Annotated in this window: 12 protein-coding genes; 4 read left to right on the top strand and 8 right to left on the bottom strand. The window is 59.6% G+C overall.

Going from position 1 to position 13,305, the window contains the following annotated elements:
* Positions 1-14: 14 nt before the first annotated feature.
* On the bottom strand, positions 15-2,081 hold the full coding sequence (locus HX814_RS18800; protein ID WP_003215826.1) for a carbon starvation CstA family protein: 2,067 nt from the start codon (positions 2,079-2,081) through the stop codon (positions 15-17).
* A 173-nt stretch (positions 2,082-2,254) separates the two neighbouring features.
* Between HX814_RS18800 and HX814_RS18795 the strand changes: the two genes are divergently transcribed.
* The gene (locus HX814_RS18795) at positions 2,255-2,623 is read left to right on the top strand and encodes a PilZ domain-containing protein (protein ID WP_102369935.1); all 369 of its coding nucleotides are present in this window, start codon (positions 2,255-2,257) and stop codon (positions 2,621-2,623) included.
* A 115-nt stretch (positions 2,624-2,738) separates the two neighbouring features.
* Here the strand turns inward: HX814_RS18795 and radA are convergent, their stop codons facing one another.
* The 3 genes from radA to katB all read right to left on the bottom strand — a co-directional run bounded on the left by radA (position 2,739) and on the right by katB (position 6,315).
* Positions 2,739-4,106, bottom strand: coding sequence for a DNA repair protein RadA (gene radA / locus HX814_RS18790; RefSeq protein WP_003215821.1), 1,368 nt, complete (start codon positions 4,104-4,106; stop codon positions 2,739-2,741).
* Positions 4,107-4,141: 35 nt separating this feature from the next.
* Complete coding sequence (locus HX814_RS18785) at positions 4,142-4,681, bottom strand: ankyrin repeat domain-containing protein (RefSeq protein WP_177008707.1); 540 nt, start codon at positions 4,679-4,681, stop codon at positions 4,142-4,144.
* Positions 4,682-4,773: 92 nt separating this feature from the next.
* Positions 4,774-6,315, bottom strand: coding sequence for a catalase KatB (gene katB / locus HX814_RS18780; protein WP_177008706.1), 1,542 nt, complete (start codon positions 6,313-6,315; stop codon positions 4,774-4,776).
* A 286-nt stretch (positions 6,316-6,601) separates the two neighbouring features.
* Here katB and mscL point away from each other — a divergent pair, with 286 nt between their 5' ends.
* Entirely contained in the window at positions 6,602-7,018 is a 417-nt protein-coding gene (gene mscL, locus HX814_RS18775; protein ID WP_003215816.1) for a large-conductance mechanosensitive channel protein MscL, read from the top strand.
* Positions 7,019-7,058: 40 nt separating this feature from the next.
* Here the strand turns inward: mscL and HX814_RS18770 are convergent, their stop codons facing one another.
* Complete coding sequence (locus HX814_RS18770; protein WP_177008705.1) at positions 7,059-7,835, bottom strand: ferredoxin--NADP reductase; 777 nt, start codon at positions 7,833-7,835, stop codon at positions 7,059-7,061.
* A 405-nt stretch (positions 7,836-8,240) separates the two neighbouring features.
* Between HX814_RS18770 and HX814_RS18765 the strand changes: the two genes are divergently transcribed.
* Together HX814_RS18765 and HX814_RS18760 are read left to right on the top strand one after the other, a co-directional pair.
* Complete coding sequence (locus HX814_RS18765; protein WP_003215813.1) at positions 8,241-8,951, top strand: LuxR family transcriptional regulator; 711 nt, start codon at positions 8,241-8,243, stop codon at positions 8,949-8,951.
* Between the two features lie 128 nt (positions 8,952-9,079).
* Positions 9,080-10,204 carry a methyltransferase gene (locus HX814_RS18760; protein WP_177008704.1) on the top strand — a complete coding sequence of 375 codons (1,125 nt, stop codon included), beginning with the start codon at positions 9,080-9,082 and terminating at the stop codon, positions 10,202-10,204.
* Between the two features lie 41 nt (positions 10,205-10,245).
* Here the strand turns inward: HX814_RS18760 and HX814_RS18755 are convergent, their stop codons facing one another.
* The 3 genes from HX814_RS18755 to HX814_RS18745 are packed head-to-tail and all read right to left on the bottom strand — an operon-like array spanning position 10,246 to position 12,876.
* A complete protein-coding gene (locus HX814_RS18755; protein WP_003215809.1) occupies positions 10,246-10,413 on the bottom strand; it encodes a DUF2474 domain-containing protein in 168 nt (55 codons plus the stop codon).
* A 12-nt stretch (positions 10,414-10,425) separates the two neighbouring features.
* Positions 10,426-11,433 (bottom strand): cytochrome d ubiquinol oxidase subunit II, encoded by a 1,008-nt coding sequence (cydB, locus tag HX814_RS18750; RefSeq protein WP_008432810.1) that lies wholly within the window; start codon positions 11,431-11,433, stop codon positions 10,426-10,428.
* Positions 11,434-11,436: 3 nt separating this feature from the next.
* Complete coding sequence (locus HX814_RS18745) at positions 11,437-12,876, bottom strand: cytochrome ubiquinol oxidase subunit I (protein WP_008432808.1); 1,440 nt, start codon at positions 12,874-12,876, stop codon at positions 11,437-11,439.
* Between the last annotated feature and the right edge of the window lie 429 nt (positions 12,877-13,305).

Genomic DNA, 13,305 nt, shown 5'->3' with positions numbered 1-13,305 from the left:
ATTGCAATCCTCTATCAAGCGTCCGGGATGGCCTGGTATGGCGCTTCTTTATCCGTACGTTCCTTTTTGCCCCAGGCAGCAATGCCGACCTTGAGCGCATAGAACAGGATGCTGAAGACCACGAACAGGAACAGCGCCGTCAGCGTTGCGTTGGTGTAGGCGTTCCAGATCACGTGTTGCATCTGGTCGATGCTCTTGGCCGGTGCGAGGATCTGGCCGCCGGCCAGGGCATCGCTGTATTTCTTGGCCAGGGACAGGAAGCCGATCGCCGGGTTAGCGTCGAACAGCTTGATGAAGCCTGCGGTCACGGTGCAGATCAGCAGCCAGACAGCCGGCAACATGGTCACCCAGATGTAGCGCTGGCGTTTCATTTTGATCAGCACAACGGTGGCGAGCATCAGCGCGATACCGGCCAGCATCTGGTTGGAGATACCGAACAGCGGCCACAAGGTGTTGATGCCACCCAGTGGGTCGATCACGCCCTGGTACAGCAGGTAACCCCACATCGCCACACAACCTGCGGTAGCGATCAGGTTGGCCGTCCAGGACTCGGTACGCTTGAGCGCCGGCACGAAGGAGCCGAGCAAATCCTGCAGCATGAAGCGACCGGCACGGGTACCGGCGTCGACTGCGGTCAGGATGAACAGCGCTTCGAACAGGATCGCAAAGTGGTACCAGAACGCCATGGTGTTTTCACCCGGCAGGACGCTGTGCAGGATCTGCGCGATACCGACCGCCAGGGTTGGCGCACCACCGGCACGGGCCAGGATGGTGGACTCACCAATGTCATGGGCCACCGCCTGCAACGCTTCCGGGGTAATTGCAAAACCCCAGCTGCTGACGGTTTGCGCCACAGCCACCACGTCACCGCCGACAATCGCGGCCGGGCTGTTCATGGCGAAGTACACCCCTGGCTCGATCACCGAAGCGGCAACCATCGCCATGATGGCCACGAACGACTCCATCAACATGCCGCCGTAGCCGATGTAACGGGCGTGCCCTTCACTGGCCAGCAACTTGGGCGTGGTGCCCGAGGAGATCAGTGCGTGGAAACCCGAGACCGCGCCACAGGCGATGGTGATGAACAGGAACGGGAACAGGCCGCCCTTCCACACCGGGCCGGTGCCATCGATGAACTGGGTCAGCGCCGGCATTTTCAGGTCGGGCATGGTCACCAGGATGCCAATCGCCAGGGCGATGATGGTGCCGATTTTCAGGAACGTAGACAGGTAGTCCCGTGGTGCGAGGATCAGCCACACCGGCAACACGGCAGCCACGAAGCCATAACCCACCAGCATCCAGGTGATCTGGATGCCGGTGAAGCTGAAGGCCTTGGCCCACACCGGGTCAGCGGCAATCTGCCCGCCCAGCCAGATCGAACCCAGCAGCAACAGCACGCCGACAATCGAGATTTCACCGATGCGGCCCGGGCGGATGTAGCGCATGTAGATGCCCATGAACATCGCGATCGGGATGGTTGCCATCACCGTGAAGATGCCCCACGGGCTTTCGGCCAGGGCCTTGACCACGATCAGCGCCAGCACCGCGAGGATGATGATCATGATCAGGAAGCAGCCGAACAGCGCGATGGTCCCGGGCACACGGCCCATTTCTTCGCGGACCATGTCCCCCAGGGAACGGCCGTTGCGACGAGTGGACAGGAACAGGACCATGAAGTCCTGCACCGCCCCGGCCAGCACCACGCCGGCGATCAGCCACAACGTGCCGGGCAGGTAGCCCATCTGCGCCGCCAGTACCGGGCCGACCAAAGGCCCTGCGCCGGCGATTGCCGCGAAGTGGTGACCAAAAAGGATGTGTTTGTTGGTCGGCACATAGTCCAGACCGTCATTGTTCAGCACAGCGGGGGTAGCCCGCAGTGGATCGAGCTGCATCACATGGTTAGCGATGAACAGACTGTAGTAACGGTAAGCAACCAGATAAATGGCCACTGCTGCGACCACGATCCACAAGGCGTTGATCGCCTCGCCGCGGCGCAAGGCCACTACGCCCAGGGCGCACGCTCCTACGATTGCCAGCAGCAGCCAGGGTAGATGGCGTAGCAGGCTATTATTATTTTTCATTTTTATATTCCAGCCAGGGTGGACAGAAAGACAGCCATCCCGAGTTTAGCGCTACTGGCCTCAAAGGCCACCCCCCTACGTTGGTCTAGAGCCTTGCCGGGGCAAAAAAAGCAGAAAAAACCGCCCCATGATGGCGCACGGCTACAATTCCTTTATCCACAGAGGGTTTCACCATGAGCGAACAGCCTTCAGACCGACGCCGTTTCCGACGCATTGCCTTCGATGCCAGGACCGAGCTCACGCAAGACGGCCGTGTCTGGCCGGTGCAATTGGTAGATTTGTCGCTCAAGGGCTTGCTGGTGCAACGGCCGCAAGAATGGCACGGCCATCGCTACGAATCGTTCGATGTGGACATTCATCTGGACGCCGAGACCGACGTAAAGATGCAGGTGCGGCTGACCCATGATGATCATGGGCAGCTCGGCTTTGTGTGCGAGCACATCGACCTCGACTCCATCAGCCACCTGCGGCGGATAATCGAGCTGAACCTCGGTGATCAGGCAGAGCTGGAGCGGGAATTCGCCGCCTTGCTGGAGACCTGAACATGTGGGAGCTGGCTTGCCTGCGATGGCGGTGTGTCAGTTTGCATATCAATCAGCTGATACACCGCCATCGCGGGCAAGCCCGGCTCCTACAGGGGTGATGGGTGGCTGGCGACTATTCGAACAGGGCATCCAGCGCCTGCTCCAGGCGCGTTACCCCGATCACTTGCAGCCCCGGTGGCATTTCTTTCGGCGCATTGCCCTTGGGCACGATGGCGCGCTTGAAGCCGTGCTTGGCCGCTTCCTTCAGGCGCTCCTGGCCGCTGGGCACCGGGCGCACTTCACCCGACAGGCCCACTTCGCCAAACACCAGCAAATCATGGGGCAACGGCCGGTTGCGCAGGCTGGACATCACCGCCGCCATCAACGCCAGGTCAGACGCGGTTTCCAGCACCTTGACCCCGCCCACCACGTTGAGGAACACGTCCTGGTCATGGGTGGGAATGCCGCCGTGGCGGTGCAATACCGCCAGCAACATCGCCAGCCGGTTCTGGTCCAGGCCCAGGGTGACACGACGCGGGTTGGCCAAGTGACTGTCGTCCACCAGCGCCTGGACTTCCACCAGCATCGGTCGGGTGCCTTCCCACGTCGCCATCACCACACTGCCTGGGACTTCTTCCTGGGCGCGGGTAAGAAAAATCGCTGACGGGTTGGAGACCTCTTTCAAGCCCCGGTCAGTCATGGCGAACACACCCAACTCGTTGACCGCGCCAAAACGGTTCTTCACCGCCCGCAACAAACGCAACCGCCCGTCGGACTCGCCTTCGAAATACAGCACGGTGTCGACCATGTGTTCCAGCACCCGCGGGCCGGCCAGTGCGCCTTCTTTCGTCACGTGGCCCACCAGGAAAATCGCCGTGCCGCTCTGTTTCGCATAGCGCACCAGCAGCGCGGCACTTTCCCGCACCTGGGACACGCCACCCGGTGCCGATTGCAGTTGTTCGGTGAAAATCGTCTGGATCGAGTCGATCACCATCACCTTGGGCTTTTCCAGGCGCGCGGTGGCGATGATGCTTTCGATGCAGGTTTCGGTCATCACCCGCAGTTGGTCCTGAGGCAAGCCCAGGCGGCGCGCACGCATGGCCACCTGCTGCTGGGATTCTTCGCCGGTGACATACAACGCCGGCATGCGGCTGGCGATGCTGCACAGGGTTTGCAGCAGGATCGTGGATTTACCGATGCCCGGGTCACCGCCGATCAGTACCACCGAACCATCCACCAGGCCGCCGCCCAGCACTCGGTCCAGTTCACCGGAAGCGGTGGAGAAACGCGGGATTTCTTCGACGCTGACTTCGGCCAGGGTCTTGATCTGGGTTTGTTGCCCGGTCCAGCCGGAACGGCCACTGGGGGCCACGGCGCCGCCGCTCTCGATCATGGTTTCGGTCAGGGTGTTCCACGCACCGCATTCCGTGCACTGGCCGGCCCACTTGGGAAAGGTCGCGCCGCACTCCGTGCAGCCATACATGCGCTTGGCCTTTGCCATTTGAGAACCTCCAACCGAAAAACCGCGATGATAGCTCAGCGCGGCGCCGGGGTACGGATTTCACCGCTGGCCAAACGTGAAGCGCTGTTACCGATCGGGTCTTCGGCATTCAGATCGGCGCCCTTGGCTTTCAGTTCATCCAGCAGTTCCACGCGTTTGAACAGCCCGGCATACATGGCCGCCGTTTGTCCGGCGCCGTTGCGCTGGTCGGGGTTGCAGTCGGTGGCGAGCAGGCGCTGGGCGATTTTCAGCTCACCCTTGAAGATCGCGCCCATCAAGGCGGTGTTGCCGCGTTTGTCCTGCACGCAGGCATCGGCGCCGGCGGCGAGCAATCGGTCCACGTAGGCACTTTCACCGTGATAGGCGGCGAGAATCAGCGCCGTGTAGCCTTTTTCATCCTGGGTGTTCAGCGAATAGCCGGATTCGATGAAGGTGTTGAGCATTTCCACGTTGCCACGGCGGGCGGCGTCGAAGTAGTAATCCTGCAGTTGTGCCTTAAGCGCGGCCGGGGCAGCTTGTTCGGCCAATACGCTGAACGACAAACACGCAAGGACAGCGCCTATAAAGATTCGCATGGCAAATTCTCAATGATGTGCCACCTGTAGGAGCCGGCTTGCCGGCGATGGCGTACTTGTGGCAAGCCGGCTCCTACAGGGAGCGTGGGCGGTTAGTCGGTCAGCTTTTCGGCCAATGCCTTGACGCGGGCCAGGTCGCCCTTGGCAACTTTGGTCACGCCTGTGCCGTACTCCGGATCCGCCTTGTAGAGGAACGACAGGATGATGTGCTTGCTCTCGTCATCGGTGGTGGCCAGGGAGCCGCCGAAGTTGTCGATCAAGTCCTGGCGTTCTTTCTTGTTGAACGAGCGGTACAGGTCGCCGGCCTGCTTGAAGTTCTGCTCACGCTGGATCTTCGCTTGCTGCGTACTGCCCGACAGGGCCGACTGGCTGTACCGCGCGGTTTGCGGCTCTTCCCGTGGCAGCAGGCGGCTTGGCTGGTAGTTCACGCCAGTGGTGGTCTTGCCGAAATTCATCGCGCCGTCCTGGTTACCGTTGTTGACGGTCACCCGGGGTGCGTTGATCGGCAGTTGCAGGGCGTTTGGCCCCAGGCGGTACATTTGCGTATCGGCGTAGGAGAACACCCGGCCTTGCAGCAGGCGGTCTTCCGACGGCTCGATGCCCGGCACCAGGTTGGCCGGCGCCATGGCGACTTGCTCGGTTTCCTGGAAGACGTTGGCCGGGTTGCGGTTCAGCACCATCTGCCCGACTTTGCGCTCCGGCACGTCCGGCCAGATCTTGGTGGCATCCAACGGGTCGAAATCAAACTTGGCCAGGTCTTCCGGTTTCAGCACTTGCACATACAGGTCCCACTTGGGGAAGTCGCCCTTATTGATGTGCATGACCAAATCATTGGTCATATGGCTGTAGTCACGGCCCTGTACTTCAGTCACTTGTTTAGGATCGAGGTTCTTGATGCCTTGCAGGCTCTTCCAGTGGAACTTGACGTAGTGCACTTCGCCCTTGGCGTTAATCAACTTGTAGGCATGTACACCGTTACCGTCCATTTCCCGGTAACTGGCTGGAGTGCCGGAGTCCGAGTACAACTCGGTTAACGTACGAGTGGACTCCGGAACATGGGAGAAGAAGTCAAAGCGACGGGAGTCATCGTCCAGGTTAGTGCGCGGATCTGGTTTAAAGGCGTGAACCATGTCCGGAAACTTGATCGCATCACGAATAAAGAATGTCGGGAAGTTATTACCGACCAGGTCCCAATTACCTTCGGCGGTGTAGAACTTGGTGGCGAAGCCGCGCGGGTCACGCAGGGTTTCCGGCGAATGGTTGCCGTGAACGACCGCAGAGAAGCGCACAAATACCGGCGTGGCTTCGCCGGCGGCAAACACCTTGGCCTTGGTCAGGTCGCTGAGGTTATCGGTGACGGTGAAAGTACCGTGAGCGCCGGTGCCACGGGCGTGCACAACGCGCTCCGGAATACGCTCGCGATCAAAGCGCTGCAACTTCTGGATCAGTTGCACGTCTTGCAACAGGACCGGGCCATTCGCACCGGCGGTTTGCGAGTTCTGATTGTCACCGACCGCCGCGCCATTATCGCGCGTGAGGTTGGCGGCGTGTACGGACAGCGAAAGAAGACTGGCGCTCACTGCAAACAGCACCTGTCGCGCAGAAATAGGCCCGCGGCTAATAGGGTTTTTCATCGAGGTATCCTCTGGTTTTTTTAGTGCACATTGAGTTGTGCTTGCCAGAGGCTAGTGAGCCGCGAGTCAGAAGATAAGTAGAAAAGTCTTACCATGGCGATTGAAAAAATAGTGTGGTAACCCACTGAAATAGCGGGTATTCCGCGCGCGATTGGTGGCACTTTGCAAACTATTTGCGATTTAATGTGTCGATAAAAACGGACACTGTTAGCAGTTGTGTCGAGCAAGCCTCGCCACACTGTCTTACACTGGCTTCTACCTCCTCATCTGTAACAAGGAATAACCTATGGGCGTGTTAAGTGAGTTCAAGGCCTTCGCGGTCAAAGGTAATGTGGTCGACATGGCGGTCGGTATTATCATCGGCGCCGCCTTCGGCAAAATTGTTTCATCCTTTGTAGGCGACGTGGTGATGCCACCTATCGGCCTGTTGATCGGGGGTGTCGACTTCGGCGACCTGGCCGTAACGCTTAAAGCCGCCCAGGGCGATGCGCCGGCCGTCGTACTGGCGTACGGCAAGTTCATCCAGAGCGTGATCGACTTTGTGATCGTTGCGTTTGCGATCTTCATGGGCGTGAAGGCCATCAACCGCCTGAAGCGTGAAGAGGCCGTGGCACCTAGCCTGCCGCCGGTCCCGACCAAGGAAGAAGTGCTGCTGGGGGAGATCCGCGATCTGCTCAAGGCACAGAACAGCAAGCCCGAGTAAGCTCGGCAAAAAGTAAAGGCGCCTGCAGGGCGCCTTTGTTTTACCAGTAGTTTTCTACCGCGACCTGCCCCGGACGGCGGGTCAGGCTCAGTTGCATGTCGCGCTGTTTCAGCAACTGACGCGTGTCGTCGATCATCTGCGGGTTACCGCAAATCATCACCCTGGAATGCTCGGGGGTCAGCTCGATGCCTGCGGCGCGCTCCAATTCGCCGTTCTCGATCAGGGTGGTAATCCGCCCATTCAGCGCGCCCGGATGTTGCTCGCGGGTGACAATGGGAATGTAGGTGAGCTTGTGGGCGTATTCTGCCAGGTACTCACGTTCGCCCAGTTCATGGATCAACGACTGGTAAGCCAGCTCACTTGCTTCGCGGGCACTATAGACGAGGATAATCCGCTCGAATTTCTCCCACACTTCGAAGTCCTGCAGGATCGAGAGAAACGGCGCAATACCGGTCCCGGTGCCCAGCAGCCACAGATCGCGACCATCCACAAACCGGTCCAGGGTCAGAAAGCCCGTGGCCTGGCGTTCTACCAGCAGGGTATCGCCTTCCCGCAGGCGGCTCAGCTCACTGGTGAACTCACCGCCCGGCACCACGATGGAAAAGAAGTCCAGGTATTCATCAAAGGGCGAGGACACCACCGAATAAGCACGCCACACAATGCCGCCATCGGCCTTGGTCACCCCAAGACGCACGAATTGTCCGGCGCGAAAACGAAAACCAGGGTCTCGGGTAGTGCGCAGGGTAAACAGGCTGGGAGTCAGCGATTTCACGTCGAGCAGGGTCTGGCGGGTGTATTTTTCAGCACTGGCCGTCATGGGAAACTCCATTTGCAGAGGCCCCTAGTGTCCCCCAAAGCGCCGCCTGGAAACACCGATGGTTTGTGCTGGCATTGCCGCTGCCCATTGTGGCAACCGCTGGGCGGTACTAAATATTTGGCTATTAGTCGCCTTCCAACAAGCCATTAGATGAGGGAGTGCAACTAAATATTAACAAGGCGCATTTAGAGCAAGTTCTTAAAACTAATGGAAAAAAATCTTATCGAACGCCTGAAACCTGTACACCGTAGCCAGGTTGTACAAATGTTATTGGCCTAACGCCCGCTTGAACATAACCAAATTTTTATTTCGAGCTGTAGCCGTTGTCCTACACTATTTTTTCACGTTGTAACCGGGGGCCTTGGAAGTACCCCATGTAAAAACCGTTCGCATGGAGAGTTACCGATGGTCAACTGGCACAACACTCGCCTGCCCAAACTCGAAGGGGAAAGCGAAATAACCAGTATGTACGAAGCTGCCCTCAACCTTACCTACGAGCTTGGCTTCCAATACTGCGCATTCACCCTTAGTTCCCATCTACCCAACAACCAAACGAAAACTATCAACCTCAACAACTATTCCAATGAATGGAATACGCTGTACAGACAAGAGCACTACTTTGATCTCGACCCTGTGGTTGCGCATTGCAAACGCTCGGTTCTACCGATCGTATGGGACGAGAAAACCTTTTCTTCGGTACCGGACTTATGGGCCCATGCCCAGTCCAACGGACTGAATTTCGGATGGACCCAATCGGTTCATGACTTCCAGGGTGTTTTCAGCATGTTGAGCCTGGGGCGTGCCACCGGCCCAGTGGGCCCTGAAGAACTCTATGAAAAAGCCGGGCAAGTGCTCTGGATTTGCCACGCCATGCACGCGGTGGTGGCCAAAAAATACGCAGACAATCCCAGCCCGCAAGCGCCCAGCAAATTGACCCCGCGGGAAACCGAAATCCTGCAATGGTCGGCCTTGGGCAAGACCGCCTCGGACATCGCCACCATCCTGTGCCTGTCCGAACGCACGGTCGGCTTCCATATCAGCAGTGCGATGAAGAAACTGGGGGTCAGTAACAAGATTGCCGCAGTGATCACGGCAGTCAAATGCGGGTTGTTTTAAACACCGCATGTAATCCAGGGGAAAAAAACGTAACATTTGCGGCCAGTTCCGGGTGATGACGCGAGCCCCTGATGCGCCTCGCGTCGCCGCTCACCCCGATGGTTCGCTTACCCAGAGTCTCCCCCGCCATGCCCCTGCTCGACAGCCCCTTCGCCCAACTCGACCTGATCCGTCAGCCAGAACAGCACAACGACCCGCTGCAAGCGTTTGATGCAGCCGATGAGTATTTGCTCAGCTACCTGGCGGAACAACAGCTGACGACGGCGACCCGCGTACTCGTGCTCAACGACAGTTTCGGCGCACTGGCGGCCAGCCTCGAAGGGCATGTGCAGGTCACCTCCAGTGGTGACTCGTTCCTCGGCGCCCTGGGCCTGGAGAAAAACCTGGCGCGCAACGGCAAGGCTTTCGACGCGGTAACGCTCCTGCCCGCCAGCCAGACACCTGCCGGGCCGTTCGACCGCGTACTGATCCGCGTGCCGAAAACCCTGGCCCTGCTCGAAGAACAACTGATTCGCCTGCAAGGTCAACTGGCACCCGGCGCCGAAGTGATTGCCGGGGCGATGGTCAAGCACCTGCCACGGGCTGCCGGCGAACTGCTGGAGCGCTACATCGGTCCGATGCACGCCTCACTGGCGGTAAAAAAGGCCCGACTGCTGATCGCCACCCTGGCCGATCGGCCACACGCCGTATCGCCCTACCCTACGCGCTACAGCCTGGAAACCCCGGCCATCGAACTGCTCAACCACGCCAACGTGTTCTGCCGCGAAGGCCTGGACATCGGCACCCGGGCCTTCCTGCCGCACCTTCCGGCAAACCTGGGGGACGCCCGGGTAGCAGACCTGGGCTGTGGCAACGGCGTACTGGCAATTGCCAGCGCGCTGCAGAATCCGCAGGCGCAGTACACGCTGGTGGATGAGTCCTATATGGCCGTGCAATCGGCGGAAGAGAACTGGCGCGCGGCGCTGGGCGAACGTGACGTGCTGATTCGTCCCGGCGACGGCCTGGCCGATCAGGAAGCGCAGTCACTGGATGTGGTGCTGTGCAACCCGCCGTTCCACCAGCAGCAAGTGGTGGGAGACTTCCTCGCCTGGCGCATGTTCCAGCAAGCGCGGGAAGCGTTGGTAGTGGGCGGCGCCCTGTACATCGTCGGCAACCGTCACTTGGGTTATCACACCAAGTTGGCGCGGTTGTTCCGTGGCGTCGAGCAAGTGGCGACCACGCCGAAGTTCGTGGTCCTCAAGGCGCGCAAATAAAAAAGCCCTCCATGAAGGAGGGCAATAGTTACAACGGGATGTCAGTGGGTGGTCAGGCCCGCGGCATTCATGAACATGCGCATCAGGCTGGCCACTACGAACAGGGCCAGGACGCTGCCGGTCCAGATCATCGCCAGCCAGCCCAGGCGCTGCCAGAGCGGCTTTTTCTCGGCCTGTTCGATGTCGTGCAACGAAGGTTTGCCGGACATGAGTCAATCCTCCTAGTGATAACCGTCTTCGTGGGTGACCTTGCCGCGGAACACGTAGTAGCTCCAGAAGGTGTAGCCCAGGATGAACGGAATGATGAACAAGGTGCCCACCAGCATGAAGCCCTGGCTTTGCGGCGGTGCGGCGGCGTCCCAGATCGAAACTGACGGCGGGATGATGTTCGGCCACAGGCTGATCCCCAAGCCACTGTAGCCAAGGAAGATCAGCACCAGTGTCAGCAGGAACGGCGTGTAGTGCGCATTGCGGGCCACGGCGCGAATCAGGCCGTACATGGTCACCAACACCAGGATCGGCACCGGCAGGAACCAGAACAGGTTCGGCAGGGTGAACCAGCGCGAGGCGATTTCCGGGTGGGCCAGCGGCGTCCAGAGGCTGACGATACCGATCACCGCCAGCACCACGAAGGCCAGGGGCCGGGCCAGGTTGTGCATCTTCTCCTGCAAGCTGCCTTCGGTCTTCATGATCAGCCAGGTGCAGCCCAGCAGCGCATACGCCACGATCAGGGCCACGCCGCAGAACATCGTGAACGGCGTCAGCCAGTCCAGGGAGCCACCGGCAAACTGCCGGTCGACCACCGGGATGCCATCAATGAACGCCCCCAGCGCCACGCCCTGGAAGAACGTCGCTGCCAGCGAGCCGCCGATGAAGGCCTTGTCCCACAGGTGACGCTTGTCGTCCTTGGCCTTGAAGCGGAACTCAAACGCCACGCCGCGAAAGATCAGCCCGATCAGCATCAGCATCAGTGGCAGGTACAGCGCCGAGAGCACCACCGAATAGGCCAGCGGGAACGCGCCAAACAACGCCGCGCCGCCGAGTACCAGCCAGGTTTCGTTGCCGTCCCACACGGGGGCGACGGTGTTCATCATCACGTCACGGTCGGTCTTGCCCGGGATGAACGGGAAGAGAATGCCGATCCCCAGGTCGAAGCCATCCATGACCACGTACATCATGATGCCGAAGATGATGATCACGGCCCAGATCAGCGGAAGATCAATACCCATGGCTCAGTTCCCCTTGTTCAAGGTGTCGCCGTGATCGGCATCGGCACTGTCATCAGCCGCCGACAACGGACGCGCCGGTGTGCGTTTCTGCCCAGGGCCACCGTGGGTGGGCTCGGTGCTTTCGTGGGTCACCGGCCCTTTGCGCACCAGGCGCATCATGTAGCCCAGGCCCGCGCCGAACAGCGCGAAGTACACCACCACAAACAACACCAACGTAATGCTCATCTGCGCAAAACTGTGGTTGGACGAGGCGTCTGCCGTGCGCATCAGCCCGTAGACCACCCACGGCTGTCGGCCGATCTCGGTGGTGAACCAGCCGGCGAGAATCGCGATCAGGCCGGACGGGCCCATCCACAGCGCCAGGTACAGGAACGGCTTGGACGTGTACATCTTGTCGCCACGGCGCAGCCAGAGGCTGAACAGGCCGGTGAAGATCATCAGGAAGCCCAGGCCCACCATGACCCGGAACGACCAGAACACGATGGTCGAATTCGGACGATCCTCAGGCGGGAACTCCTTGAGGGCCGGCACCTGCTTGTCCAGGGAGTGGGTCAGGATCAGGCTGCCCAGGTATGGGATTTCCACCGCGAACTTGGTTTTTTCAGCCTTCATGTCCGGCCAGCCGAACAGGATCAGCGGCGTGGGCTCGTTGCCGATATTTTCCCAGTGGCCTTCAATCGCGGCGATCTTCGCCGGCTGATGCTTGAGGGTATTCAGGCCGTGGAAGTCACCGATGACCGCCTGGATCGGTGCAACGATCAGCGCCATCCACATTGCCATCGACAGCATGGTGCGGATCGCCGGGTTGTCCTTGCCGCGCAGCAAGTGCCAGGCCGCCGAGGAGCCGACGAAGAACGCGGTAGCGACGAACGCGGCCGTGGCCATGTGCATCAGGCGGTAGGGGAACGACGGGTTGAAGATCACGGCCAGCCAATCGGTTGGAATCACCCGGCCATCAATGATTTCAAAGCCCTGTGGCGTCTGCATCCAGCTGTTGGAGGCAAGAATCCAGAAAGTCGAGATCAGCGTGCCGACGGCCACCATCACCGTGGCAAAGAAGTGCAGCTTGCGTCCGACCTTGTTCCAGCCGAACAGCATGACCCCAAGGAAGCCGGCTTCGAGGAAGAACGCCGTGAGCACCTCATAAGTCAGCAACGGCCCGGTGACGGCACCGGCGAAGTCCGAGAAGCGGCTCCAGTTGGTGCCGAACTGATAGGCCATGACCAGGCCGGAGACCACGCCCATGCCGAAGTTGACGGCAAAGATCTTCGACCAGAAATGGTAGAGGTCACGGTAGGTGTCATTGTGGGTCTTGAGCCACAGGCCTTCCAGCACCGCAAGGTAACTGGCCAGGCCGATGGTGATGGCCGGGAACAGGATATGGAATGAGATGGTGAACGCGAATTGAATTCGGGCGAGATCTAGCGCCTCCAAACCGAACATAAGTCTTCCTCTGTCAGGTAATACCGAATGCTGGCTGGAGGCCTGCACCCACTGCCCCCACGGATATGGAGTGTGGCGAATTCAAATTCGTTTCTTTTTATAACCAACCACGCAGGGATTCTGGCCTTGCGGCCGCCAGAGCAATCCCGGCGAAGGTTTTGATCTGGGTCAAGCATTGCTGAAAGAGTAGTCCCATTTTCGCGAGAGCAAGGCGTGGTCTTTTGCCGCGTGACAGGTTGCCTCAGTGGTCACTGGGTGTTGTCTTTGGTGAGATTGGGCGTGTTTTGGGTGTATATCCGTTATTTGGGTGATGGCTGGTATTGGTTCCGCTCTTACAGCGGCTCACTTTTGAAAAGCGCAAAAGTAAGCAAAACGCTCTTGCCCCACCACTCGGCTCCTCGCCTAGGCTCGGAGTGCCCTCACTCCGGC

This window comes from Pseudomonas sp. C8002 (genome assembly GCF_013385765.1).
Classification (GTDB): domain Bacteria; phylum Pseudomonadota; class Gammaproteobacteria; order Pseudomonadales; family Pseudomonadaceae; genus Aquipseudomonas.
The sequence above is the reverse complement of the archived record's forward strand: the minus strand, read 5'-3'. Positions and strand labels throughout refer to the sequence as shown.